Genomic DNA, 24,242 nt, shown 5'->3' with positions numbered 1-24,242 from the left:
TCGACAGCCTTTCGCCGATAAAGCCGCGCAACCGACCTTAAGGCCATATATCGCGTGACCTTTCCCACTTCCCGCCGCCCGATCGACGAAGGGGCATCGAAACTGGCAAGCGACATCGCAGGGCTTGAGCCCGCGCGCCGCCTGCGCAATCGCTGGCCGCGATGGTTGGGCATGGCGCTCAGCATCCTGATGGTCGCGAGGCTTGCCTATGAACTGCTCAACGAAGGGCTGGCAGACCTGTCGCGCACGGTTCCGGCCAATCCGCTATTCTATGTGGCCTTTGCCGTCACTTATATGGCGCTGCCCGTCTTCGACTATCTGATCTATCGCAAGCTTTGGGGAATACCGTTTGTCGCTGGCTTGGGCGCGGTAAGCCGAAAGCGGATCGCGAACGATGTGGTGATCGGCTATTCGGGCGATGCCTATTTCTACGCATGGGCGCGCCAGCGAATGAAGATGGTGGTCGCCCCATTCGGCGCGATCAAGGACGTGACGATCCTGTCGGGCATCGCAGGCAACGCGACCGCGCTCGTCATGGCGGCGATCGCGCTGCCGCTGTCGAGCGACTGGCTGACCCATTCGCAGTTCAACAAATTTGCCGGTTCGGCGCTGATCCTGCTGGTCGTATCGCTGCCGTTCCTAGTGTTTTCGCGGCGCGTATTTTCGCTACCGTCCCGGCGCCTGTGGTGGATTTTCGCGATGCATTGCGCGCGCATCATCATCGGCGCGGTGGCGCTTGGCGTCGCCTGGCATTTCGCGCTGCCGATGATCGCGGTGGGATGGTGGTTGTTCCTGTCCGCCGCGCGGCTGCTGGTGTCGCGATTGCCGCTGGTACCCAACAAGGACCTGCTGTTCGCCAATCTGGCCATCATGTTGATCGGCGAGGGCAAGGCGCTGTCCGACATGATCGCGTTCAGCGCAGCGTTATATCTGTTGCTGCATATCGCGCTCACCATCGCCTTTGCTGGTCACAGGATCGTGGAGAAGGAGGCATGATCGTATCGAAAATCCTTGCCGCGCCGGCGGCCACGATTGCGGTCGCGGCTGCGGCGCCCGCCGCCGCGCAGACCATCGGCGGGGACCACCATGCATGCGACAATTCGCAAGGGCCGGCGATCCGCGCCAATATCACCGGGCTGAAGGATCGCACCGGACGGTTGAAGCTGGAACTTTATCCCGCGACCGAAGAGGATTTCCTTCGCGACGATCATGATCTTCGGCGCGAGGGAAAAGTGTTTCGCCGCGTATGGGCCTCCATGCCCGACAGCGGACCGGTGGCGATGTGCATCAAGGTGCCTGCGCCCGGAACCTATGCGCTGCTTTTCACCCATGACCGCGATCACCGCAACAAGTTCAACTTCTGGAAAGACGGTGCGGGTTTTCCGGGCAATGCCAAACTTGGCCGGTCAAAGCCGGAATTGAAACAGGCTCTGGTGAAGGTGGGCAGCGGCGTCACGGTCGTGAATATCCGCGTCCAGTATCTGCGCGGGCTTGGCGGTTTCGCTCCGATCGACTGACGGCAGGAACGACATATGCGCATCGTCGACGTCAACGAATTCTATTCGCCCACCGGCGGCGGCGTTCGCACCTATCTCGAACGCAAGATGACCATCCTGGCCGAGATGGGGCACGAACTGATCGTCATCGCGCCGGGCCGGGCCGATGGCGTCGAAGAAAGGATTGGCGGCGGCAGGATCATCTGGGTCAAATCGCCGCCGCTGGTCTTTGACGGCAATTACCGGCTCTTCTTTCATGAAGCGCCGATTCATGCGCTGCTCGACGACCTCGATCCCGATATCGTCGAAACCAGTTCGCCCTGGCGGCCGGGATGGATTGTCGGCAACTGGAAGGGGCGCGCGCCGAAAGTCTTTTTCGCGCACAACGACAATGTCGCGGCTTATCCGATGCGCTGGTTCGAACGCTTTGCCGCACCGTGCGACGTCGATGCAGCCTTTTCCTGGTACACGCGCTATATGGCGCGCTTTCTGGAAAAGTTCGATGCGTTCGTCACCAACGGCCCGGCACTGGCGAAGCGGCATTCGGCACGGGGACTCACCGTCCATGCCGCCGTTCCACTGGGGATCGAGCGCGGTTTTTTCTCCCCCGATTTGCGCGACGAGGGATTGCGCCGTTCGCTGCTTGCGCAGCTCGACCTGCCCGAACACGGGCAATTGCTGCTTGGTCTGGGCCGTCACCATCCCGAAAAGCGCTGGCCCATGGTCATCGATGCCGTCGAAACCGCCGGGCAGGACCTGCCCGTGGGGATGATCATGATCGGACAGGGGATGCACAGCGGCAGGCTGGAAAACCGGATCGCCGGCAGCCCGCATATCAAAATGTTCCGACCGGTCTATGACCGGCCAAGGCTGGCGCGGATCATGGCGAGTTGCGATGCGCTGATCCACGGTTCCGACACCGAACCGTTCGGACTGGTCGGGCTGGAGGCGATCGCTTCGGGCCTGCCGCTGATCGCGCCGGACGAAGGCGGATTGTTCGAACTCGCCGATCCGCTGCATGCCGAAACCTACCGCGCGCGCGACGTATATTCAGCGGCGAATGCGATCAGGCGGCTGTTCGCGCGCGAACCGGCAATCCTGCGCGCCGCTGCTCGCCATGCGGCAAGCCGGGTGCGCAGCGATCGCGACCATGTCGCCGACCTGCTCGCCTGTTACACCGCGCTGATCGGCGGCGAACCGGGCCTGTTCCGCGCCGCCTGACGCGCACCGCGTCCTGACCCAAGCGTTTTAATCAAGGCTTTTCGATGCCTGTTCGAACATATCCTTCGACAGGCCCGGCGTTGCCACGATCCGTTCCAGCTCGGCACGCATCAGCGCGGCGCGATCCTTGTCGAACCGGCGCCAGCGGCCAAGCGGCGGGAGCAGCTTCGCGGCGGTTTGCGGGTTCAGCTTGTCGAGCGCGATCAACTGGTCGGCGACGAAGCGATAGCCGCGACCCGCCGCGTCGTGGAACGCGCGCTGGTTCATCGCGAATGCGCCGATCAGCGAGCGGGCGCGGTTGGGGTTCGCGAGCGTGAAATCCTTGTGCCGCGAAAGTTCTTCCACGGCCTGCGCGGTATCGTCGCGCGACGACAGCGCCTGAGTGGCGAACCATTTGTCGAGCACCAGTGCATTGTCACTGTAGCGGTTGTAAAAAATATCGAGCGCGGCGACCCGCTTGTCCGACGTGCCGCTCGCCAGCGTGGCCAGCGCGCCCTGACGGTCGGTCATATTGTCCGCCTGCTCGAACTGGACGAAGGCGAGGCTCGCCGCATCGGGCGCGCCGGATGCGTTGATATAGCCCAGTGCGACATTCTTCAGCCGCCGGGCGCCCTTCGCCGCCGGTGAATATTCGAACCGATTGGCGAGCGCCGCTTCATATGCTTCGCGCCATTCGCCTTCCAGTTCACGGCCCAGATCGCGGCGAAGCGCTTCGCGCGCGCGAAAGATCGCATCGGGATCGACCACCGCCATCTGATCGCCGATAAAACTGTCGGACGGCAGCAGAACCGCTTCGGCGATGAATGCGCTGTCGAGGTCGCCGTCGAGCAGTGTCTGGCGTACCGCGTCGATGACCGGCGCATGGTCGCCGCGCCCGCGCTGCACGCTGCTCACCAGCGTGTCGAGCATCAACTGCTGCATCGCTTCGTACCGGGCGAAGGGATCGTCGTCATGGCCCGACAGAAACCCCAGATCGGCGGCGCTGCGATCGGTTTCGACCACAACGGGCGCCGAAAAGCCGCGATTGATCGATAATATCGGCCGCTCGCCGACGCTTTCGAACGCGATTTCGCTTTCGGGTTCGGACAGGAGCACGAGTTGTTCGGGCGCAACTTCCCTGCCGCTGTCGGCACCGAACAGTTTCACTGTCAACGGGACCACCATAGGTTCCTTCACCGGTTGTCCCGGCGTCGGCGCCATCGTCTGACGAAGGGTCAGCATCGCGCGTCCGCTGCCGGCCTCATGCACCAGGCGCGCGGTCACGCGCGGGGTTCCGGCCTGACTGTACCAGCGGCGGAAACGGGTCAGGTCCACCTCGCCCGCTTCTTCCATACAGGACACAAAATCCTCGCATGTCGCGGCGGTGCCGTCGAACCGGTCGAAATACAGATCGGTCGCGCGGCGGAATTTTTCCGCGCCCAATATCGTCGCCATCATGCCGATCAGCTCGGCGCCCTTGTTATAGATGGTGGCGGTGTAGAAATTCGAAATCTCGATATAGCTGTCGGGGCGCACCGGATGGGCGAGCGGCCCCGCATCTTCGGGGAATTGCGCGGCGCGCAGCGTGCGGACATCTTCGATCCGCTTGACCGCCGCCGATCCCTGATCGGCCGAGAATTTCTGGTCGCGATAGACGGTGAAGCCTTCCTTCAGCGACAATTGGAACCAGTCGCGGCAGGTGATTCGGTTGCCCGACCAGTTGTGGAAATATTCATGCGCTACGACTGCCGCGATCGCGTCATAATCATGATCGGTCGCCGTATCGGGATCGGCAAGGATGTAGCGGCTGTTGAAAATATTCAGCCCCTTGTTTTCCATCGCACCGAAATTGAAATCGTCGACCGCGACGATGTTGAACACGTCGAGATCATATTCGCGGCCATAAACGCGTTCGTCCCACGCCATGGCGGTTTTGAGCGCATGGAGCGCGTGGTCGGTCTTCGCCAGATCCCTTTCGCGTACCCAGATCGCGACCTCCACGTCGCGGCCCGACCGGGTGGTGAAGGTGTCGCGATTGGCGGCAAGATCGCCGGCGATCAGCGCGAAAAGGTAACACGGCTTGGGGAAGGGATCGTGCCATTCGGCCCAGTGGCGGCCATCGTCCAGATCGCCCGAAGCCACGGGATCGCCATTGGCGAGCAGCACCGGATAGCGCGCCTTTTCCGCCGTAAGCTTCACCTGATAGCGGGTGAGAACATCGGGTCTGTCGGGAAAGAAGGTGATCCGCCGAAACCCTTCCGCCTCGCACTGGGTGCACAAATTGCCGCCCGACGCGTACAGGCCCATAAGCTGGGTGTTGCGTTCGGGCGCGATCTCCACTTCGGTTTCGACTTCGTGTGCATCGCCCGAAAGCGCGATTTCCAGAGTCGCGCCATCCATCCGCCAGTCGGCATCGACGCCGTCGACGCGCACCGCCAGCGGCGCGAGGCCATCGCCGTCGAGCCGCAGCGGCGCATCATGCGCGCCGTTGCGCGCGACGTTCAGTCGGGCGCGAACCCGGGTGCGGCGCGGATCGAGATCGAAATCGAGCGCGATTTCGGGCACCAGCCAGGCCGGGGCGGTGTAATCGGCACGGCGGGTGACGACGGGCTGGCTTGTATTTTGGACGTCGAGCATGGCAACACTCTATAAACAAAGGCGCAAACGCGCCCAACATAGTAAGAAATCAGGTACATTCACCCCGAACGGACGGCTTGGCTAGCCGTGCTTGGCTTGCGCTACAACAAAAGGATGAAGATGCTTCGTTTGCTCGTACCCTTACCGTTGCTCTTCGCGGGTGCCGCGCTCTCCGCGCAGACGGTCGATTCCCCCGGCGCCGCATCTGCGCAGGCGCTATCCGAAATCCGGGCGCGCAACGCGATCGTCAACGAACCGCTTCCGCCCGATCAGGCGGCGATGAAAGCGCATGTGATGTTCCTTGCCTCCGACGCGATGCGCGGGCGAGAGGCGGGGAGCGCCGAATATGACATCGCCGCGCAATATGTCGCCGCGCAATTCTATGCCGCAGGGCTGAAACCCGCGGGCGATGACGGCAGCTATCTCCAGCACGTACCCCTGATCGGCTACAAGCCGAAGGGTGAGGGGGCGTTTTCGCTTGAGATGGACGGTGCGACTATCCCGCTGACCTATGGCGCGGACTATCTGCCTTCGGGCAATGCCGCGAAGGATGTGACGCAAGCGAGCGGCAGGCTCGTCTTTGTCGGTCAGGGCATCGTCGCGCCGCAATATCGCCAGGACGATTATGCCGGGGTCGATGTCCGGGGAAAAATCGTCGCCCTTGTTCGCGGCGCGCCCGACCGGTTCGATGGCGAGGAACGCGCCCATTACGGCAGCACCGCGACCAAGCTGATCGAGGCGGCGAAGCATGGCGCGGTCGGCGCGGTGATGCTGATGGCGCCGGGCAGTTCGCTTGAACGCATGAAAGAGTATGTGTCGCACGAATCGGTCACCTGGGCCGATGCAGATGGGAACGGCCATGTCGCCGCGCCGCAAACGCCGATGCTGGGGACGATCGGCGGCAATGCCGCGACCCGGCTGATGCTCGCTGGCAAGGTCGATCCCCAGGCAATGCACGATTCGATTGCGAAGGGCACGTTCCGGGCGATCGCGTTTCCCGCCACGTTGAACGCGCGGGTCGAAACCGAAAGGCGGCGAATCGAAAGCGCCAATGTATCGGGTCTGATCGAGGGCGGCGATCCGAAGCTGAAGGACCAGATCGTTGTCCTGTCCGCGCATCTTGACCATGTCGGCGTGGGCAAGGCCGATGCTGCGGGCGACACCATCTATAACGGCGCGATGGACAATGCGGTCGGCGTCGCTTCGCTGATCGAGGAGGCGAAACGTTTCCGCTCGGCGGGCAAAGCGCCGCGCCGGTCTATCCTGTTCCTTGCCGTGACGGCGGAGGAGAAAGGGCTCGTCGGGTCGGACTATTTCGCGCACCATCCCACGGTGCCGAAGCAAAATCTGGTCGCCGACGTCAATCTCGACATGCCGATCATCACCTTTCCGTTCGAGGATGTGATCGCATTCGGCGCGGCGCGGTCCTCGCTGGGGCCGATCGTGAAGCAGGCGGCGGCCGATGCCGGCGTTTCCTTCTCCCCCGACCCGATGCCCGAAATGGGGCTGTTCGTACGGTCGGACCATTATCGATTCGTGCAGCAGGGAATACCGTCGGTATTTCTATGGCCGGGCGAAAAAGGGCCGGGCAAGGCGGCGACGGAGGAATTCTTCGCCAACCATTATCACAAGCCATCGGACCAGATCGACAGGAACGGGGTCGACTGGAAACAGGGTGTTCGCTTCGTCGACGTGAACTATCAGATCGCGCGCGAGATCGCCGATGCCGACCAGCGTCCGGCATGGAACAAGGGCGATTTTTTCGGCACGCTGTATAATGGCTATGGCGCGCGGTAGGCGGAGATGCGGCTGCTGATCTTCGGGCTGGGCTACAGCGCGCGCTTCGTCGCCGAACATGCGCGTGCGGACGGCGCTGCGGTAGCAGGAACCACGCGCGACGGACGCGACGGCACGCTTCGCTTCGACGATCACCGCGCATTGGAGCACGAAATTGCGGGCGCGACGCATATCCTGTCCAGCGTGCCGCCCGCCGACGGTGTCGATCCGGTGCTGAACGCCTATGGCGAATGGATCGACCATAGCCGGGCATGGCTCGGCTATCTGTCTTCGACCGGCGTCTATGGCGATGCGGGCGGGGCATGGGTCGATGAAAGCGCACCCACCGGCGGCGGGCGAAGGGTGGCGCGCGCCGAGGCAGATGCCGCGTGGCTGGCGCGCGGTGCGCGGGTTTTCCGCCTGCCGGGCATTTACGGCCCCGGCCGTTCGCCGCTCGACCGGGTGGTTTCGGGGCGCGCGCACCGCGTCGATTCGCCGGGGCAGGTGTTCAGCCGTATTCATGTCGCCGATATCGCCGCCGGCGTGCGCGCAGGGTTCGATGCGCCCGCCGGTGCCTATAACCTGTCCGACGACGAGCCAGCGCCGCAAAACGCAGTGATGGAATATGCCGCGCAGCTACTGGGCATCGATCCGCCGCGGTTCGTCAGTCTGGACGACTTGTCGCCGATGGCGCGCGGTTTCTATGCCGAGAACCGGCGCGTGGCGAATGGCAAGGCAAAGCGGGTGCTTGGCTGGCGTCCCGCCTATCCGACCTACCGCCTTGGCCTGCGCGCCCTTAACGCGACGACCAGCCCGGTTACCGCCAGCACGCCGCCGGACAAGGCGAAGGCCGACCAGCGATAGCCTTCGAACACGGTCGAAAAACCCATCGCGATGATCGGCACCAGCACGCTGGAATAGGCCGCCTTTGCCGGGCCGATCACGCGGATGACGTTGAAATAGAGTGTGAAGTTCAATGCGCTGGCGAACAGGCCCAGATAGACGACGCCCGCCCAATAACCCGGCGCGGCGGAGCCGATCGGCGGCCCCAGCGTCGTCCATGCGATCGCGCCGTTCATGCCCGCCCCCATCAGCATCGCGACCGCCAGCATCGGCACCATCGGATAGCGGCGCGAAAGCTCAGTCGCCTGCATCACATTTGCGACCGATGCCGCGAGCATCCCGCCGACCGCGATGGTGATGCCCAGCCAGATCTGGTCTATCGATCCGTCGGCGGCGCGCGCTTCCTGCACGAACAACAGGCCGACCCCGGCCACCGCAAGCGCCGAACCGGCGAGCAACTGTCCGCCCATGCGCTGGCCCAGGAAAATCCGTGCGAGGATGGCGTTGGGTACCAGCAGCAGCGCGATCACCGCGGCGACCAGCCCGGACGTGATATATTGTTCGGCGCGGTAGACGAAATTGAAGTTGAGGCAGAACTGGCTCAGTCCCAGCGCGGCGGCGAATGCGATGCCGCGGGGATCGGCGGGAAACCGCTCACGCCGCCACAGCGCCAGGCCGAGCATTGCGAAGCCGGCGACCAGAAAGCGATAGGTGACCGACCAGCTTGGCGGCACCACGGCGATCTGCCCGCGAATGACGATCCAGGTCGATCCCCAGATCAGTGTGACGATGGCAAAGGGGACAAGGACGGCGAGCCGGGTCGCATTCGGCTTGTCACCGCGTTCGGCCGGTGTGCCGGTTGCGTCCGCCGTCACAAGGCCCGGATCGCTTCGGCGAGCGGCCGGATCGTCTCGGCCGCCTGATCCCACGAAATCACCAGCCGGATTTCGCCGGGCGCCCAGTCGTAGAAATCGAAGCCCAGCCCGCGCAGTTTCGCGGCCTCCTCGGCGCTCGCCTTCAGAAAAACCTCGTTCGCCTCGACCGGGTAGACCAGCCGGTCGCCCGCCGCCCGCGCCAGCAGCGCCGCACCTTCGTTCGCGGCACGCGCATTGCGCAGCCACACATCGCCATCGAGCATCGCGAGCAGTTGCGCGGCGAGATACCTGCCCTTGGAAAAGAGAAGCCCGGCGCGCTTGCGGCGATACAGCGTGGCATCGGCCAGTTCGGGCCGGAAGAAGATCAGCGCTTCGGCATTCATCCCGCCATTCTTGACGAAACCAAAGCTGAGCGCATCGACGCCCGCGCGCCAGGTGAGGTCGGCGGGCGAGCAGTTCAGATGCACCAGCGCGTTGGCGAATCGCGCCCCGTCCATGTGAAAGCCTAGGCCGCGCTCCTTCGCCAAGGCGCCGATCGCGGCGACTTCGACCGGGGCATAGGCAAGCCCGTATTCGGTGGCATTGGTTATCGAGATCGCGTGTGGCTGCACCTGATGCACATCGTCGCGGATGCCATCGATCCGCGCGGCGATGGTCTGCGGCGTGAGCTTCGCGCCCTCACCATCAGCGAGCAGCAGCTTTGCGCCATGGGTATAGAATTCGGGCGCGCCCGCTTCATCCTGCTGGATATGCGCTTCGTGGTGGCAGACCACCGCGCCGTGCGGCTGGGTCAGCGCGGCGAGCGCAAGGCAGTTTGCGGCGGTGCCGGTGGGAACCCACAGCGCGCGGACATCGGTTTCGAACAGGTCGGAAAAGCGCGCGTCGAGCGACCGGCTGAGCGCATCCCCGTCATAGGCGGTGTCGAGCGTATTCGCGGCGGTCAGCGCGGCGATCACTTCGGGGCAGACGGCGGCGGCGTTGTCTGAGAAAAAGCGCATGCCCAGCGCCTTGGGATCGCGCCTCGCGCTAGTCAACCGGACAATGACGCGGCGATCACTGATCTTCGTCGCGCGCGGGCGGCGGCGCGGCGGTATCGGGCGCGCGCGGCGGCGCGGGGTTTCGGTCCTGCCCCCGGCCGATACGGACCCCGCCATCGGGATCGATCTGAAGTTGAAGCCCGATGCCGCCGATCTGGCCGTCGATCTGCACCGGCATGTCGGGCAGGGTCATATTGTCGACCGGCGGCAGGTCGTCGGCGGGCTCGGGCGCGGATTGCGGCTTCGGCGCGAGATCGACGTCCAGCGCATGCGTCATCACATCGCGCCATATCCGTGCGGGCAGGCCGCCGCCCGCCAGCCCCGGATTGGGCGAATTGTCGTCATTGCCCAGCCACACCCCGGTCACCAGCCCCCCGGCATAGCCGATGAACCAGCCGTCGCGATTGTCCTGCGTCGTGCCGGTCTTTCCATAAGCGGGGATCGACAGCGCGGCATGGCGGCTGGTGCCGTGATCGACCGACGCCGCCATCAGCGTGCGAAGGCCCTGAAGCTCACGCCGTCCGAATGGGCGCTGCTGTGGGTTGAGCCGGTCGAGCCAGGACGTGCCGCTGTCCGGATCAGGCGCCAGTCCGCGCGGTTCGACCGGCATTTCGCCGGCCGCGACCGCGGCGAAGGCCGAGGTGAGTTCAAGCAGCGAAACCGACGAGGTGCCCAGCGCGATCGACGCTTCGTCCGGAATGTCGCCGGTCAGGCCAAGATCGCGCGCCGCGCGGATCACCTTGCGCGGGCCGACCTCGTTCGTCAGCCGCGCCGCCGCCACATTGCTCGACCGGGCAAAGGCTTCGGTCAGCGTGATCGGTCCCTTATATTCGCCATCGGCATTTTCAGGCGACCATTTGCCGATCGTCACCGGTTCGTCGAGCACCGTCGAATCGGGCGACATGCCCGAACGCAGCGCGGCGAGATAGACGAACAGCTTGAACGTGGAACCCGGCTGACGCCGTGCCTGCACCGCGCGATTGAACGGGCTTTTGGCATAGTTGCGCCCGCCCACCATCGCGACCACCCGTCCGTCGGGCCGCATCACCACAACCGCGACCTGCGCCTTGTTCAGCCCCGCCCGGCGCACCGCCGCTTCGGCCGCCTTTTGCACCGGCATCTCCAGCGTGGTGCGCACGGTGCGGTCGCCGCCGTCGGTTTCGGCGCGGTCGCGCGCCTGCGGCAATATCCAGTCGGCGAAATAGGTGCCGCTGGGAAGCTGCCGCGTCTTGCGCACCTTCAACTTTGCCGGGCGCACCGCATCCGCTTGCGCGCTGGTCAGATAGCCTGCCTCTTGCATCGCATGGACGACCACCGCCTGGCGCGCGCGCGCACCTTTCAGGTTGTTGGTCGGGTCGAGCGCCGAGGGCGCCTTTACCAGCCCGGCGATCATCGCCGCCTGCGCGGTGGTGAGGTCGGCCGGATCGCGGCTGAAATAATGCTGCGCGGCGGCGGTCAGGCCATAGACATTATCGCCGAAATAGACGTTGGAAAGATAGCGGGAGAGTATCTCGTCCTTGCTCAGCCACGCTTCCAGCCAGAAGCTGATCAGCACCTCGCGCACCTTGCGACCCAGCGTTCGATCGGCGTCGAGAAATGCGTTCTTGGCAAGCTGTTGCGTGATCGTGCTGCCGCCCTGGGTCGATCCGTCGGTAAAGCTGTTATGGATCGCCGCGCGTAAAATGCCGCGCGGATCAATGCCCCAATGGCTGTAAAAGCGCCGATCCTCGATGGCGAGAAATGCCCCGGTCACCTTTTCCGGAAGCTTCGCCGCATCAACCGGTTTGCCGATAATCGCGCCACGCTCGGCGATCGGCGTGCCGTCGGCGGCAAGCAGCGTGATAGAGGGCGGGGCAAGCGGTTCGAGCGACTTCGACAATGGCGCGGTAAAGGCGAGCCAGCCGATGGCGATGACGATCAGAACGATGCAAAGCGCAACCCCACGCCACAGCCAGCGCCACCAGCGGAAACCGCGACGCGGTGGTTCGCCTTCATAATAGCCGTCGTCATCGGGCGGGGGCATGCCGCCGATGAGGTCAAGCGGATCGTCCGTATCGCGGTCGTCCGTGTCCGGGGGGTCGTAACGCATCACTGGCGCGAATAGCCTCTTCGCGCTGTATTATAGATGTACGACAGTCGCGGCAAGCCGGAAGAACCGGACATTTTGCGACCGGACGCTATGCTTCCAGTTCGATGTCCCAATACAGCCAGTCGCGCCAGGTTTCGTGGAGATAATGGGGCGGGAAGGAGCGGCCATGTTCCTGAAGCTGCCAGCTCGTCGGCCGGATCGGCGCGATTTTAAGCGGCATGCCCGCCTGTTTGGGGGTGCGGCCGCCTTTTTTCAGATTGCAGGGCGCGCAGGCGGTGGCGACATTTTCCCAGGCGGTGCGGCCGCCCTGGGCGCGCGGCACGACATGATCGAAGGTCAGGTCGCGCTGCGATCCGCAATATTGGCAAGCGAATTTGTCGCGGAGGAAGAGGTTGAAGCGGGTGAAGGCGGGAAAGGCGGAGGGTCTGACATATTGTTTGAGCGCGATGACCGAAGGGAGTTTCAGCCTCGCGCTGGGACTTCGGACCTCTCGTTCATAATAGGAAACGATGTTTACCCGTTCGAGAAAGACCGCCTTTATCGCCGTCTGCCACGGCCACACGCTCAACGGATAATAGCTGAGCGGGGTATAGTCCGCGTTCAGCACCAGCGTCGGGCAACCGTCCGGATGCCGGATCAGATCGGGATGATACATTTGGCCTCCCTGCCGCCATTTACCCTGATGCGCCTTTCGCGAACCATGGTTACGCGGGTATGACAGCACCGACATGACTCATGGTCAAGCCTTGAACCCACACGTGGCTGTCGTCACTCGTTTCGCGCCCAGCCCGACCGGTCGACTGCATGCCGGACATGGCGCATCGGCAATCGCCGCGCACGACTTTGCGCGATCGCGCGGCGGGCGTTTCGTGCTGCGGATCGAGGATATCGACGGGACGCGCAGCCGGCGCGAGCATGTCGATGCGATCCTTGCCGATCTTCGCTGGCTGGGGCTGACATGGGACGGGCCGGTATTGTTCCAGTCACAGCATCTTGCCGCCTATGACGCAGCGCTCGACACGCTTCGCGACAAGCGATTGCTCTATCCGTGCTTTTGCACGCGCAAGGAAATCGCGCGCGAGGTGGCGGAAAGTATGGCGGCGCCGCACCATGGCCCGGACGGGCCGGTCTATCCAGGCACCTGCCGTTCGCTCACGCCGGAAGCGCGCGCGGCGGGCATCGCTACGCGGCCGCATTGCTGGCGGCTCGACATGGCGAAGGCGTCGGTGCTTGCCGGGCCGCTGGAATGGACCGACCACGGACAGGGGGTGCGCGCCGATCCACAGGCGCATGGCGATGTCGTGCTCGCGCGCAAGGATGCGCCGGCAAGCTATCATCTGGCGGTGACGATCGATGATGCGGCTCAGGGGGTGAGCGACATCATTCGCGGCAAGGACCTGTATCCCGCCACCCACGTTCACCGCCTGCTCCAGGCGCTGCTGGGATTGCCGGTGCCGCGCTATCACCATCACGCGCTCGTCACCGATGCGCGGGGAGAACGGCTTGCCAAGCGCAACGGCGCGCCCAGCCTGGAATCGCTTCGCCTGGCCGGGACGGACGGGGCGGCGGTTGCCGCCGAATTGCGCGCCGGCCGGGTGCCGCTTGGCATTGCGGACACAACACCGTAAGACTGTATTCCATGCAGTTGTTTCTCATCCTGTGCCTGATCGCCGCGATGATAGCGACGGTGGTGGCGCTGATCCGCGGCATCGTGACCTTTTTGCGCACAAGCGAGGAGGAGCTTCACGGCGACGGGCCAAGCGCTTCCAGCCTGAAATCGAACAAGATGATGCAGGCGCGCATCCTGTTTCAGGCGGTCGCGGTGCTGATCGTCGTCCTGCTGCTCGTCACGCTGGGCGGAAGCTGATCGCATGGTCCGGCTGAACCGGATCTACACCCGCACCGGCGATGACGGCACGACCGGTCTCGCCGATGGATCGCGAATCTCGAAATCCGATATCCGCATGGAGGCGGTCGGCGCGGTCGATGAAGCGAATTGCTCGATCGGCAGCGCGCTCGTGGTGCTGAAAGACGCGATGCTCACCGATGCGTTGCGCGCGATCCAGAATGATTTGTTCGATCTTGGCGCCGATCTGGCGACACCAGGCAGTGACTTTGCACCGGATGAAATGACATTGCGCATTGTCCAGTCGCAAATCGACCGGCTGGAGGCGCAGATCGATGCGATCAACGCCGAAATCGAACCGCTGAAAAGCTTCATCCTGCCCGGCGGGACCCCGGCGGCGGCGGCGCTTCATGTGGCGCGCGCCGCGGCGCGACGGGCCGAACGGGTGGCGGTGGGCGCGACGCGAGAAACGCCGCTCAACCCCTTGGCCTTGATCTATATTAACCGGCTTTCGGATTATCTTTTCGTTGCGGCGCGATATGTGAACAAACGGGCCGGTGGCGACGTTCTTTGGATACCCGGAGGGTCGCGATGAGCGTGTCCCTACGCTGCTCAATCAGAACACCCGACCGTTAGCGGCACCGGCCGCGCGGAGGGAGAGGACAGGAAATGCAAGCAACGCCCGTCACGCGTGGACGCACTGAACCGCTGGACCGGCGCTATCGCGAAGTCCGCGATCTGACCCGCGCGCTTGCCGCCCCGCTTTCCGATGCCGACGCCACCGTGCAGTCGATGCCCGATGCCTCGCCCGCGAAATGGCATCTGGCGCATGTCACCTGGTTTTTCGAAACCTTCGTCCTGCGCGATCATGTGAACGGGTATTCGCGTTATGACGAACGCTTTCCCTTCCTGTTCAACAGCTATTACGAAGCCGAGGGCGAACGCCATTCGCGCCAGCGTCGGGGAATGATAACCCGTCCCGCTCTCGACGAAGTGCTTGCCTATCGCGACCATGTCGATGCTGCGATCGTCGACGCCATTCCCGATCTGCCTGAAGCGGCTCGATCGCTTATCGAACTCGGCTGCCATCATGAGCAGCAGCATCAGGAATTGTTCCTGACCGATATCCTGCACCTGTTCGCGCAAAATCCCATCGAGCCGGCAATCTGGCCTGCGGAGCGCAAGGTGCCGGTCGACATGCCCGGCCCGATCCGCTGGGCCGAACATCCCGGCGGCATGGTCGAAACCGGCCATGACGGTCGCGGCTTCGCTTTCGATTGCGAAACCCCGCGTCATGCCGAACTGCTTCACCCGCACGCAATTGCCGATCGCACCATCACGAACCGCGAATGGGCGCAATTCATCGCCGATGGCGGTTATCGCGATGCGCGCCACTGGCTGTCTGACGGGTGGGCATGGGTGAACGAGAATGCGATCGCAGCCCCGCTTTACTGGGAGCAGCGCGATGGCGTGTGGACGCGTTTCGGACTGGACGGGCGGCGGCCGATCGATCCGGCCGCGCCGGTGACGCATGTGAGCTTTTATGAAGCCGATGCCTATGCCAGCTGGGCGGGTGCGCGCCTTCCCACCGAAGCGGAATGGGAGGCGTTTGCCGGGGATCGCGATCCGCGCGGCGGCAATTTCCTCGACGCCGCCGGGCCGGTCGAACCACGTCCCGCGCGCGAGGGCGGCGGCCTGTTCGGCGATGTGTGGGAATGGACGGGCAGCGCCTATCGTCCCTATCCCGGCTTTCGCGCGGCTGAAGGCGCGGTCGGCGAATATAACGGCAAGTTCATGAGCGGTCAGTTTGTCCTGAAGGGTGGATCGTGCGCAACGCCGCGCGGCCACGCCCGGGCAAGCTATCGCAACTTCTTCTACCCCCATCAGCGCTGGCAGTTTACCGGCGTTCGGCTGGCCAAGGATATTTGACCTAGCAATGCTGACACAGGAAAAGGATGCCGGCCAGATCGGCCGGGTCGACCCCATGTTTCGTTCCGATGTGCTGAACGGGCTTGCCGCCCGGCCGCGGGCGATACAGGCGCGCTGGTTCTACGATCATCGCGGGTCGCAACTGTTCGAACAGATCACCGATCTTCCCGAATATTACCCCACGCGTGTCGAGGCCGCGCTGCTCGACACTGCAGGTCCGCAGGTGCGGGAAATCGTAGGATCGGGCCGGGCGGTTGTCGAATTCGGGTCGGGGTCGTCGGCAAAGACCCCCCGAATTCTTCGTGCGATCGAACCCTCGGCTTATGTCCCCATCGACATTTCGGGCGATTTCCTGCGCGAAGCGGCGGATGACCTTGCGGAACAGTTTCCCGGCCTTGCCGTCCATCCGGTGGAGGCAAATTTCCTCCACCCGGTTCCGCTTCCCGATAAGGTTGCGGCGCTGCCGAAGCTTGGCTTTTTTCCCGGATCGACCATCGGCAACATGACCGCGCTCGCCGCGGTAGACCTGTTGCGGGCGATGCGGCATTCGCTGGGCGAGGGGGCATATCTGCTGATCGGGATCGACCGGGTGAAGGACCCGGAAATCCTGGTTCCCGCCTATGACGATGCGCAAGGCGTAACGGCGGCATTCAACCTGAACCTGCTCGACCGGATCAATCGGGAGCTGGACGCGGATATTCCGGTCGATGCGTTTCGACACAAATCGGTATGGAACGCCGATATCGAACGGATCGAAATGCATTTGGAGGCGCAACGCGACATTGCGTTTACCGTCAACGGCCGTCCTTTCGACCTGGCGAAGGGCGAAACCATCCATACCGAGAACAGCCACAAATACACGCCGTCGGGCGCACGGTTGCTGCTGCGTTCGGGTGGATGGACGCCGGTCGCCGAATGGACCGACGACGACGATAGTTTCGCGCTGATCCTGGCCGAAGCTCGGTCGGTGCGCGCGGCGCCCTAACCGATGGCGGAACGGCCCTGGACCTGATCCATATAGCGCATTGCCTCTTCCAGACCACTAAGCGCGACCTTGCCGACATATCCGCCGTCATGTGTGCGGATCACGAACGACCGATCAGGTCCGCTAGTCGCCGCGTGCGCGGCGCGCTCGGCATCTTCGCCGATCAGGCGAACCACGTCGCCGCGCACCCGCCCGCGATAGACCACGGCGCGCCCCATGCTGATCGTTACCGGCTTCGCCACGGGATGATCGGGCCATATCTCGACAGTGGTCCTGCCACCGGCGCCATCGCGTGTGATCCGCATCGATGCGCGGGTCAGGCTTCCCTTCCCGGCGGGCACCGCGGTTTCCATCGCGACGCAGCGCATCCGGTCGTTGCAGCTTACCGTCCACGACCCGAAAGAACGCACCTCGGCAGGCTGCGAAAAGGACATCAGGGCAAGAGCGGCCAACGCGATCATGACACGAATGTAGCGCATAACTGCTTTGCGCGGTAGAGGCGCTGAAAAAGACAGGAGATTATTGCATGAAAACCATCGGGGTTATCGGTGCCGGCCAAATGGGCGCCGGGATCGCGCAAGTCGCGGCCGCGTCGGGCTATACGGTTCTGCTTTCGGACATCTCGCGTGAAGCTGCCGAAGCTGGCAAGGCAAAGATCGGCAAGGGGCTGGACCGTCTTGTCGCCAAGGAAAAGATCGATGGCGATACGCGCGACCAGACGCTCGCCAATATCGATTGCGTCGCCGATGTTTCGGCGATGGGACCGTGCGACCTGGTGATCGAAGCGGCAACCGAACGCGAAGAGATCAAGCGCAAGATATTCGGCGATGTGGCAAAAGTGCTGTCGGACGATGCGATCCTGGCATCGAACACCTCCTCGATTCCGATCACGCGACTGGCGCAGGCAAGCCATGATCCGGCGCGGTTCGTGGGCGTGCATTTCTTCAACCCCGTGCCGGTGATGGGGCTGATCGAACTGATCCGCGGTCTCGCCACGTCGGATGCCACGGTCGCGGCGGTCGAAGCATTCGGCAAGTCGCTGGGCAAGGAAATCGTTCACGCCAACGACGCGCCGGGCTTCATCGTCAATCGCGTGCTGATGCCGATGCTCAACGAAGCGTGCTTTGCGCTGGGGGAAGGGGTTGCGACGATCCCCGATATCGATACCGCGTGCAGGCTGGGGCTGAACCACCCGATGGGGCCGCTGACGCTGGCGGATTTCATAGGACTGGATACCTGCCTTGAAATTACCAGGGTGCTGTTCGAAGGCACGGGCGATCCCAAATTCCGGCCTGCGCCGTTGTTGGTGAAATATGTCGAGGCGGGCTGGTACGGGCGAAAGAGCGGCCGTGGCTTTTACGACTATTCGGGCGACGAACCCGTGCCCACGCGTTGAAACACAGCGGGCGGCGCTCCATGGCCGGGGACGAGATCGAAAAACATCCGCTGGAAGCGATGGCTGATGACGCGGTCGATGCCGGGCATGACGGCAAGGTCACGATCGGCGATCTTGTGACAAGTTTCGGCGATCGCGGCTTCGGCCCGATGCTTGCGCTGGTCGGCCTGATCGCGGCCACGCCGCCGATCGGCGCAATTCCCGGCGTGCCGACCAGCATGGGATTGCTGACGCTGCTGATGGCGGGTCAGATGCTTGCCGGGCGGAGCCAACCGTGGATGCCGAAATTCGTGGCTTGCCGCGGGGTCAGCGCGGACAAGGTGAAAAAGGCGCGCGACAAGGGAAGCAAGGTCTTCGCGAAGGTCGATGCGCTGATCGGCCAGCGGCTGGAATGGGCTGCCGGAAGGGCGGCGAGCTTCATCGTCGCGCTGTGCTGCCTGTTCCTTGGGCTGATGATGCCGCCGCTCGAACTGCTGCCCTTTGCCGCGATGGCGCCCGCAGCGGCGATCGTCATGTTCGGACTGGCGCTGACCGCGCGCGACGGCGTGCTGATGATCCTGGGCTTCGCCGCGACGGCGGCGAGCGCGACGCTGATCATCATCAATTTCGAATCTCTGTTTTCCTGAAATCCCCCCTCAATAGGGCAATAGCAGACCGGCAAGCGCCGCCGACATCAGGTTGGCGAGGCTGCCGGCGAGCAGCGCTCGGATGCCGAGTTTCGCAATCATCGGGCGCTGATTGGGGGCAAGCCCGCCGGTCACCGCCATCTGGATCGCGATCGAGGAGAAATTGGCGAAGCCGCACAGCGCAAAGGTGATGATCGCGCGGGTGCGTTCGCTGATCCCCGCGATCTGCCCCAGATCGATGAACGCAACGAATTCGTTGAGCACCAGCTTGGTGCCGAACAGCCCGCCCGCGATGCGCGCTTCGTTCCAGGGAATGTTGAGCAGATACATGACCGGCGCGAACACCCAGCCGACAATCCCTTGGAAACTGAGGTCGGGATAGCCGAACCAGCTTCCCACCTCGCCCAAAAGGCCGTTGGCGAGCGCGACCAGCGCGACGAAGGCGAGCACCATCGCGCCCACCGCGACGGCCAGCCGCACGCCGGTTTGCGCGCCGTTCGACGCGGCCATGATGAGGTTCGCCGCCTTATCTTCTTCCAGGCTCTGCTCGGCCGCGCGGATGACTTCTTCTTCACGATCGTCGCCGAGCGGAAGTTCACCATCGGCGCTCGCAATGTCGTCGGGCATGATGATCTTTGCCATCAACAGCCCGCCGGGCGCCGCCATGAACGAGGCAGCGAGAAGGAAGGGGAGATAATCGTCGCCGAGCAGCGAGGCATAGGCGGCAAGGATCGTGCCCGCCACGCCCGCCATGCCGACCGACATCACCGCGAAAAGCTGCGACGGGGTGAGGGTGGAAAGATAGGGTTTGATGACGAGCGGCGATTCGCTTTGCCCGACAAAGATGTTCGCCGCCGAACACAGCGATTCGACCTTGGTGACGCCGGTCACCTTCTCGATCGCGCCGCCGACCCAGCGGATCACGAACTGCATGATTTTCAGGTGATACAGGACAGCGACAAGCGAGGCGAAGAAGATGATGACGGGCAGCGCGGAGATCGCGAAGCTCTTGCCGCCAAGGTCCGCCGATGCCAGCGGGCCGAAGATGAAATCGGTTCCCGCCTGGGCATAGCCGAGCAGCGCGGCGACCGCGCGCGACATGCCCGCAATCGCGCTTTTTCCCGCGGGAACGTACAGGACCAGCACCGCGATGCCCGCCTGAAGCGCGAAGGCGGCACCGACGACGCGCAGGCGAATCGCCCGGCGATTGGTCGAAAGCAGCACCGCGATCCCCAGGATCACCGCGATTCCGGCAAGCCCGATCAAGATTCGTGTCATGAAGTTCGATTAGTCCCCAACCCGCAGATTCGCTTAGCTTCGCACTTTTCACGCCGATCGCGCAAGAAAGTTACGCGCATCCACGCGTCCGCCTCTCAGCCATCGCTATGGCGTATCGCGAGCATGTAGGACAGGGGCGGCGGCGGTTGTTGGCGGGACTTTGCGGCGACGGCGCTGTCGCCGTTGATGCGCCAACGTTACGTCCGACGGAATCGAGCGCGAAGCTGGCCTAGATTCGACCGCAGTCGGAGGCTGTTCTTTTCCAGCGCGCGCAAAAGGCTCGCCGCTTCTTCCTGCTGCGTGACGAACAGATCGCGCGTTTCCCGGCCTGCGCGCAGCGAAAGAAGGTGGCTTACCAGATGCCAGCTACATCGATGATCAAGTGTGACGGTGAAGACCCCGTGTGTGAGATGAGACCGAAGCGAATCGTGCTCTTTGAACTGCAAAACCGCATTGGCGACAACTTTTCCTTCTTCGGCGAAATTTCCCTCAGGGCCGGTTGCGGCAGCCAGCGAATCGTAACGCTGTCCAACCAGATGCGGGAGTTTGATTGCCTTTCCGCGCCCATCGACAGCGGCAAGGACAAGCAGCGTTTCACTGACGGCAAGTTCGGTTCGCGCAAAGACATCGAGACATCGCCCCCGCCACGTCGCAACGGCATCGCGCGCGATTTCGAATGGAGCGCGCGGCAAAGCCGTGTCGATTGAAACAATTGCGTTCACGGCGGCGCTTATGATGCCGTCCGCGTTTAGAAGAAGTAAGCGAAAGCGAAAATCCGGGCTGCTATGCGAAGGGGCCGTGAGCGCGAGCCACTTGGCCAAGTTCTCATCGCGAGAAGCGCAGCGACGCGGCGAGCGTGCTGCCAATGAAACGCCGCGCCGGGAATGAATGCGATTGCCGACAGGAGGGCGATGAGATTCAACATCCGATGCCGCCACCCCCATGGCCTGATCCGGCTTGCGAGGAAACCTTACCTTGTCATGCCCGTGATGTAGCCTCGGCGCGGTCATAGCTCCACCTTGGCGTTGCGACGGGCGCCCGTCTGCGGCGTCATGTCATCGTGCTGGATTTTCGACTGTTTTGCTGCTTTGAGAGGGCTATGGGTCCGAATTGGTCCGCTTCCGCCCCAATGGCACGGGAGTTTTGCCGTCATCTGACACATTCGATGCTTGCCGGGATGGGCGCAACCCCGCTAGCAGACGGCGATGGACGCTAAACCGGTTTCGATCCCGCGCTCGCTGTTTTTCCTGTCGATCTTTTACGGCGGCATGGTGTGTATCGCCGGGGTGTTGGGCAACAAGCAGGTGTGGCTGGGGCCGATTTCGGCGATCGGGCCGTGGTTCGGCATCGGGCCGCTTGCCGTGGAAGCGGGCATCTTCGCCTTTCTGCTGCTGGTGGTGGTGTCGAGCGCGATCGCCGAACTGCACGGCGGCAGGGTCGCCAATCAGCTGGTGCGCGTCGGCTTCGTGCCGCTGATCGTATCGATCCTGCTGTCGATCATCGTCCATGCGGTGCCCGCATCGCCCGATATGCAGCCCGAATATCGCGACGCGATCCAGACGGTACTGGGCGGCACCTGGCGAATCTGGCTGGGCGGAATCGTCGCCTATGGCGTGTCGCAGACGCTGAACGTCACAATCTTTGCACGGCTGAAGGGCGCGGAAGGGGCGAAACTGCTATGGTTCCGCGCAGGCCTTGCCAGTGTGCTGAGCCAGATCGTCGATACGCTGTTGTTCGTCACCATCGCCTTTTACGGCACCTTTCCGATCGGCGAACTGCTGTTGGGGCAGATGCTGGCAAAGGTGGTGCTGTCCGCGTTGCTGGTGCCCCCGCTGATCTATGTCCTGGTGGCGCTGGGCCGATGGCTGGACGGCATCGGACCGGTGCGCGCGCAGTAATCGACGCACGCGGGCATTTTCCCCGGCTTTACCTGCTGTTATCCTTCCGCCGCCTATAAAAGGCGGGGTAGGCGAGGGACGGGAAAGCGAATGGCGACGCGATGCGAAGGGTGCCGGGCGGAACAGCTCGATTTCGAACTGGCGATGGCGTTCCAGCCGATCGTCGATGTCGAAACAAAGCGGGTGTTCGCGTTCGAGGCGCTGGCGCGCGGCAGCAATGGCGAAAGCGCGGGCACCGTCCTGTCGCGCGTGACGCCGGACAATCGCTATGCCTTTGACCAGCAATGCCGGGTGGCGGCGATTCGCGACGCGGTAGCGGCCGGTATCATCGACACCGGCGCGCGGCTTTCGATCAATTTCCTGCCCAATGCGGTCTATTCGCCGATGGCATGCATCCAGTTGACGCTGAAAACCGCGCGCGAAACGAACTTTCCCACCGACCGGCTGATCTTCGAATTCACCGAAAACGAGCATATGGCCGATACCGACCATGTGAAGACGATCATCGCGGCGTATCAGCAAATGGGATTCGCCACCGCGATCGACGATTTCGGGGCGGGACATGCCGGGCTTGGCCTGCTGGCGCGGTTGCAGACCGACCTGATCAAGCTGGACATGGAGTTGATCCGCGGGATCGACGCCAGCTTGCCGCGCCGGCTGATCGTCGAAGGCGTGATCCGCATGATGAGCGCGATGGGCATCACCGTCATCGCGGAGGGGATCGAGACGGTGGCCGAATATCGGGCGCTGCGCGCCGCCGGGGTGCGCTATATGCAGGGTTATCTGCTCGCCCGGCCGGGGTTTCGCTGCCTGCCCGACTTCACCCTGCCCGAACTGCCGGAAGCGGCGGTGGCGTGAATCGTCGCGGGGCAGGGCGGAGGTAAAGCGGTTCTTGCTTGGGCCTGAGGCCGCGCGGCGTTAAAGCGGCGCGATCATGACCGACCATACCCCCCATCCGGCGATGCTCGCCAAGGCGGAAACGCTTACCGAAGCGCTTCCCTATCTTCAGCGCTATGCCGGCCAGACCTTCGTGGTAAAATATGGCGGCCACGCAATGGGCGATCCCGAATTGCAGCGCGATTTCGCTGAGGATGTCGTGCTGTTGAAGGCGGTGGGCATCAATCCGGTGGTGGTGCATGGCGGTGGGCCGCAGATCGGCCGGATGCTGAAGCAATTGGGCGTCGAGAGCGAGTTTATCGACGGGCTTCGCGTTACCGACCTGGAAACCGCGAAGGTCGCCGAAATGGTGCTGTCCGGCGCGATCAACAAGGAAATCGTCGCCTGGATCGGTCAGGCGGGCGGGCGCGCGGTCGGCCTGTCGGGCAAGGATGGCGGTTTCGTGCGCGCATCCAAGGTGGAGCGCACGACACGCGACCCCGAAAGCAATATCGAACGCGCGATCGACCTGGGCTTTGTCGGCGAACCCGAAGCGATCGACCGGTCGGTGATCGACACGGTGTCGGCGGCGGGGATGATCCCCGTGGTGGCCCCGATCGGCATCGGCGCGGACGGCGCGACGTACAATATCAACGCCGACACCATGGCGGGCGCGATCGCGGGCGCGCTGAACGCCGCGCGTCTGTTCCTGCTGACCGACGTTGCGGGCGTGCTGGACAAGGGCGGCAATCTGCTGACCGATCTCGATCCGGCGGCGATCGCCCGGCTGCGCGCCGACGGCACGATTTCGGGCGGCATGATCCCGAAGCTGGATACGTGCGTTTCCGCGGTTCAGGCGGGCGTCGACGCCGCCGTCATCCTGGACGGGCGAATCCCGCACGCGATGCTGCTTGAAATCTTCACCACACGCGGCGCGGGCACGCTGGTCCATAAATAGGGTTCGATCGGATGCGCCGGTTCCGGATCGCTCTCGCGCACCCTATATTTTCCAGACCCGATACGGCACGGCGCGCGGAATCGACTAGCCGGGCATGGCGATTATGTGCGAGGCACGCGTCGCGCCCTTGTCGCTTCCACTCGCCATGCTGTATCATTCCAGCGATACACTGATCCCGCGGAGAAGTTTTTTGAACGTCCTGCTCGATATCATCCAGGTGCTGCTGACGCTGCTTTGGTGGATCATCGTCATTCAGGCTATCCTGTCCTGGCTGATCGCCTTCAACGTCATCAACACCTATAATGATTTCGTCCGTTCGGTCTGGCACGCGCTGGGCGTGATTACCGAACCGATCTATCGCCCGGTTCGCCGGGTGCTGCCCGATTTCGGCGCGCTGGACCTGTCGCCCCTGGTCGTGCTGATCGTGATCTTTATCCTTCAGAATATCGTCATACCGGCGCTCTACGTTCGCGACGCCTATCCGATGTGATCGGGGG

Annotated in this window: 24 protein-coding genes; 16 read left to right on the top strand and 8 right to left on the bottom strand. The window is 63.6% G+C overall.

Translation table 11 applies throughout. The features are described from left to right. Positions 1-54: 54 nt before the first annotated feature. Genes KY084_RS09285 through KY084_RS09275 form a run of 3 tightly spaced genes read left to right on the top strand, consistent with a single transcriptional unit; the run spans position 55 to position 2,717 of the window. Positions 55-996: a hypothetical protein gene (locus KY084_RS09285; protein ID WP_219238176.1), complete on the top strand. Its 942-nt coding sequence runs from the start codon at positions 55-57 to the stop codon at positions 994-996. Further along, positions 993-1,517: a DUF2141 domain-containing protein gene (locus KY084_RS09280; protein ID WP_219238175.1), complete on the top strand. Its 525-nt coding sequence runs from the start codon at positions 993-995 to the stop codon at positions 1,515-1,517. Before KY084_RS09285 ends, KY084_RS09280 begins: the two co-directional genes overlap by 4 nt. Before the next feature lie 15 nt (positions 1,518-1,532). Beyond that, positions 1,533-2,717, top strand: coding sequence for a glycosyltransferase (locus KY084_RS09275; protein WP_219238174.1), 1,185 nt, complete (start codon positions 1,533-1,535; stop codon positions 2,715-2,717). A gap of 27 nt (positions 2,718-2,744) precedes the next feature. Here KY084_RS09275 and pepN read toward each other — a convergent pair whose 3' ends face one another. Further along, positions 2,745-5,333 (bottom strand): aminopeptidase N, encoded by a 2,589-nt coding sequence (pepN, locus tag KY084_RS09270; protein WP_219238173.1) that lies wholly within the window; start codon positions 5,331-5,333, stop codon positions 2,745-2,747. 120 nt (positions 5,334-5,453) lie between these two features. Between pepN and KY084_RS09265 the strand changes: the two genes are divergently transcribed. Both KY084_RS09265 and KY084_RS09260 read left to right on the top strand, forming a co-directional pair. Beyond that, entirely contained in the window at positions 5,454-7,130 is a 1,677-nt protein-coding gene (locus KY084_RS09265) for a M28 family metallopeptidase (protein WP_219238172.1), read from the top strand. 6 nt (positions 7,131-7,136) lie between these two features. Next, positions 7,137-7,973 (top strand): Rossmann-fold NAD(P)-binding domain-containing protein, encoded by an 837-nt coding sequence (locus KY084_RS09260; protein WP_219238171.1) that lies wholly within the window; start codon positions 7,137-7,139, stop codon positions 7,971-7,973. Here the strand turns inward: KY084_RS09260 and KY084_RS09255 are convergent. From KY084_RS09255 to KY084_RS09240, 4 genes are all read right to left on the bottom strand, one after another. Further along, positions 7,883-8,827, bottom strand: coding sequence for a DMT family transporter (locus KY084_RS09255; protein WP_219238170.1), 945 nt, complete (start codon positions 8,825-8,827; stop codon positions 7,883-7,885). The genes KY084_RS09260 and KY084_RS09255 overlap by 91 nt on opposite strands. Further along, positions 8,824-9,825 (bottom strand): threonine aldolase family protein, encoded by a 1,002-nt coding sequence (locus tag KY084_RS09250; protein WP_219238169.1) that lies wholly within the window; start codon positions 9,823-9,825, stop codon positions 8,824-8,826. Before KY084_RS09250 ends, KY084_RS09255 begins: the two co-directional genes overlap by 4 nt. 55 nt (positions 9,826-9,880) lie before the next feature. Then, positions 9,881-11,953, bottom strand: coding sequence for a transglycosylase domain-containing protein (locus KY084_RS09245; RefSeq protein ID WP_219238168.1), 2,073 nt, complete (start codon positions 11,951-11,953; stop codon positions 9,881-9,883). A gap of 88 nt (positions 11,954-12,041) precedes the next feature. Next, on the bottom strand, positions 12,042-12,608 hold the full coding sequence (locus KY084_RS09240; protein WP_219238167.1) for an HNH endonuclease: 567 nt from the start codon (positions 12,606-12,608) through the stop codon (positions 12,042-12,044). A 73-nt stretch (positions 12,609-12,681) separates the two neighbouring features. Between KY084_RS09240 and gluQRS the strand changes: the two genes are divergently transcribed. The 5 genes from gluQRS to egtD all read left to right on the top strand — a co-directional run bounded on the left by gluQRS (position 12,682) and on the right by egtD (position 16,713). Next, a complete protein-coding gene (gene gluQRS / locus KY084_RS09235; protein ID WP_219238166.1) occupies positions 12,682-13,581 on the top strand; it encodes a tRNA glutamyl-Q(34) synthetase GluQRS in 900 nt (299 codons plus the stop codon). Between the two features lie 11 nt (positions 13,582-13,592). Next, positions 13,593-13,820, top strand: a complete 228-nt coding sequence (locus tag KY084_RS09230; RefSeq protein WP_219238165.1) for a twin transmembrane helix small protein — start codon at positions 13,593-13,595, stop codon at positions 13,818-13,820. Positions 13,821-13,824: 4 nt separating this feature from the next. Further along, positions 13,825-14,394, top strand: a complete 570-nt coding sequence (locus tag KY084_RS09225; protein ID WP_219238164.1) for a cob(I)yrinic acid a,c-diamide adenosyltransferase — start codon at positions 13,825-13,827, stop codon at positions 14,392-14,394. A 74-nt stretch (positions 14,395-14,468) separates the two neighbouring features. Continuing rightward, entirely contained in the window at positions 14,469-15,728 is a 1,260-nt protein-coding gene (gene egtB / locus KY084_RS09220) for an ergothioneine biosynthesis protein EgtB (RefSeq protein ID WP_219238163.1), read from the top strand. A 7-nt stretch (positions 15,729-15,735) separates the two neighbouring features. Further along, entirely contained in the window at positions 15,736-16,713 is a 978-nt protein-coding gene (egtD, locus tag KY084_RS09215) for an L-histidine N(alpha)-methyltransferase (RefSeq protein WP_219238162.1), read from the top strand. Here the strand turns inward: egtD and KY084_RS09210 are convergent. Continuing rightward, positions 16,710-17,192 (bottom strand): DUF1176 domain-containing protein, encoded by a 483-nt coding sequence (locus KY084_RS09210; protein ID WP_219238161.1) that lies wholly within the window; start codon positions 17,190-17,192, stop codon positions 16,710-16,712. The genes egtD and KY084_RS09210 overlap by 4 nt on opposite strands. Before the next feature lie 47 nt (positions 17,193-17,239). Here KY084_RS09210 and KY084_RS09205 point away from each other — a divergent pair, with 47 nt between their 5' ends. Both KY084_RS09205 and KY084_RS09200 read left to right on the top strand, forming a co-directional pair. Beyond that, entirely contained in the window at positions 17,240-18,109 is an 870-nt protein-coding gene (locus KY084_RS09205) for a 3-hydroxybutyryl-CoA dehydrogenase (protein WP_219238160.1), read from the top strand. Positions 18,110-18,129: 20 nt separating this feature from the next. Continuing rightward, complete coding sequence (locus KY084_RS09200) at positions 18,130-18,735, top strand: exopolysaccharide biosynthesis protein (protein ID WP_219238159.1); 606 nt, start codon at positions 18,130-18,132, stop codon at positions 18,733-18,735. 9 nt (positions 18,736-18,744) lie between these two features. On the opposite strand, the gene KY084_RS09195 is transcribed toward KY084_RS09200, so the two are convergent. Next, positions 18,745-20,013, bottom strand: coding sequence for a NupC/NupG family nucleoside CNT transporter (locus tag KY084_RS09195; RefSeq protein ID WP_219238158.1), 1,269 nt, complete (start codon positions 20,011-20,013; stop codon positions 18,745-18,747). Positions 20,014-20,210: 197 nt separating this feature from the next. After that, entirely contained in the window at positions 20,211-21,023 is an 813-nt protein-coding gene (locus KY084_RS09190; RefSeq protein ID WP_219238157.1) for a hypothetical protein, read from the bottom strand. A 195-nt stretch (positions 21,024-21,218) separates the two neighbouring features. Here KY084_RS09190 and KY084_RS09185 point away from each other — a divergent pair, with 195 nt between their 5' ends. The 4 genes from KY084_RS09185 (at position 21,219) to KY084_RS09170 (ending at position 24,235) form a co-directional block, all read left to right on the top strand. Beyond that, complete coding sequence (locus KY084_RS09185) at positions 21,219-21,911, top strand: queuosine precursor transporter (protein WP_219238156.1); 693 nt, start codon at positions 21,219-21,221, stop codon at positions 21,909-21,911. A 90-nt stretch (positions 21,912-22,001) separates the two neighbouring features. Then, positions 22,002-22,769, top strand: a complete 768-nt coding sequence (locus tag KY084_RS09180) for an EAL domain-containing protein (protein ID WP_246587019.1) — start codon at positions 22,002-22,004, stop codon at positions 22,767-22,769. A gap of 73 nt (positions 22,770-22,842) precedes the next feature. Further along, complete coding sequence (argB, locus tag KY084_RS09175; protein ID WP_219238247.1) at positions 22,843-23,745, top strand: acetylglutamate kinase; 903 nt, start codon at positions 22,843-22,845, stop codon at positions 23,743-23,745. 145 nt (positions 23,746-23,890) lie between these two features. Beyond that, positions 23,891-24,235, top strand: a complete 345-nt coding sequence (locus KY084_RS09170; RefSeq protein WP_219238246.1) for a YggT family protein — start codon at positions 23,891-23,893, stop codon at positions 24,233-24,235. Positions 24,236-24,242 lie beyond the last annotated feature (7 nt).

The sequence above is a fragment of the Stakelama flava genome (genome assembly GCF_019351405.1).
In the GTDB taxonomy this organism is placed as follows: domain Bacteria; phylum Pseudomonadota; class Alphaproteobacteria; order Sphingomonadales; family Sphingomonadaceae; genus Sphingomonas; species Sphingomonas flava_A.
This window is presented reverse-complemented; position numbering and strand designations above follow the sequence as displayed.

Excerpts from the sequence above, each read along its gene's own strand:
- egtB (WP_219238163.1), top strand. The coding sequence starts at position 14,469 with ATGCAAGCAACGCCCGTCACGCGTGGACGCACTGAACCGCTGGACCGG.
- KY084_RS09280 (WP_219238175.1), top strand. The coding sequence starts at position 993 with ATGATCGTATCGAAAATCCTTGCCGCGCCGGCGGCCACGATTGCGGTC.
- KY084_RS09265 (WP_219238172.1), top strand. The coding sequence starts at position 5,454 with ATGCTTCGTTTGCTCGTACCCTTACCGTTGCTCTTCGCGGGTGCCGCG.
- KY084_RS09180 (WP_246587019.1), top strand. The coding sequence starts at position 22,002 with ATGGCGACGCGATGCGAAGGGTGCCGGGCGGAACAGCTCGATTTCGAA.
- KY084_RS09190 (WP_219238157.1), bottom strand. The coding sequence starts at position 21,023 with ATGACCGCGCCGAGGCTACATCACGGGCATGACAAGGTAAGGTTTCCT.
- KY084_RS09225 (WP_219238164.1), top strand. The coding sequence starts at position 13,825 with ATGGTCCGGCTGAACCGGATCTACACCCGCACCGGCGATGACGGCACG.
- pepN (WP_219238173.1), bottom strand. The coding sequence starts at position 5,333 with ATGCTCGACGTCCAAAATACAAGCCAGCCCGTCGTCACCCGCCGTGCC.
- KY084_RS09170 (WP_219238246.1), top strand. The coding sequence starts at position 23,891 with ATGCTGTATCATTCCAGCGATACACTGATCCCGCGGAGAAGTTTTTTG.
- gluQRS (WP_219238166.1), top strand. The coding sequence starts at position 12,682 with ATGACTCATGGTCAAGCCTTGAACCCACACGTGGCTGTCGTCACTCGT.
- KY084_RS09185 (WP_219238156.1), top strand. The coding sequence starts at position 21,219 with ATGGACGCTAAACCGGTTTCGATCCCGCGCTCGCTGTTTTTCCTGTCG.
- egtD (WP_219238162.1), top strand. The coding sequence starts at position 15,736 with ATGCTGACACAGGAAAAGGATGCCGGCCAGATCGGCCGGGTCGACCCC.
- KY084_RS09200 (WP_219238159.1), top strand. The coding sequence starts at position 18,130 with ATGGCCGGGGACGAGATCGAAAAACATCCGCTGGAAGCGATGGCTGAT.
- KY084_RS09240 (WP_219238167.1), bottom strand. The coding sequence starts at position 12,608 with ATGTATCATCCCGATCTGATCCGGCATCCGGACGGTTGCCCGACGCTG.
- KY084_RS09260 (WP_219238171.1), top strand. The coding sequence starts at position 7,137 with ATGCGGCTGCTGATCTTCGGGCTGGGCTACAGCGCGCGCTTCGTCGCC.
- KY084_RS09205 (WP_219238160.1), top strand. The coding sequence starts at position 17,240 with ATGAAAACCATCGGGGTTATCGGTGCCGGCCAAATGGGCGCCGGGATC.
- KY084_RS09245 (WP_219238168.1), bottom strand. The coding sequence starts at position 11,953 with ATGCGTTACGACCCCCCGGACACGGACGACCGCGATACGGACGATCCG.
- KY084_RS09275 (WP_219238174.1), top strand. The coding sequence starts at position 1,533 with ATGCGCATCGTCGACGTCAACGAATTCTATTCGCCCACCGGCGGCGGC.
- KY084_RS09230 (WP_219238165.1), top strand. The coding sequence starts at position 13,593 with ATGCAGTTGTTTCTCATCCTGTGCCTGATCGCCGCGATGATAGCGACG.
- KY084_RS09195 (WP_219238158.1), bottom strand. The coding sequence starts at position 20,013 with ATGACACGAATCTTGATCGGGCTTGCCGGAATCGCGGTGATCCTGGGG.
- KY084_RS09210 (WP_219238161.1), bottom strand. The coding sequence starts at position 17,192 with ATGCGCTACATTCGTGTCATGATCGCGTTGGCCGCTCTTGCCCTGATG.
- KY084_RS09250 (WP_219238169.1), bottom strand. The coding sequence starts at position 9,825 with ATGCGCTTTTTCTCAGACAACGCCGCCGCCGTCTGCCCCGAAGTGATC.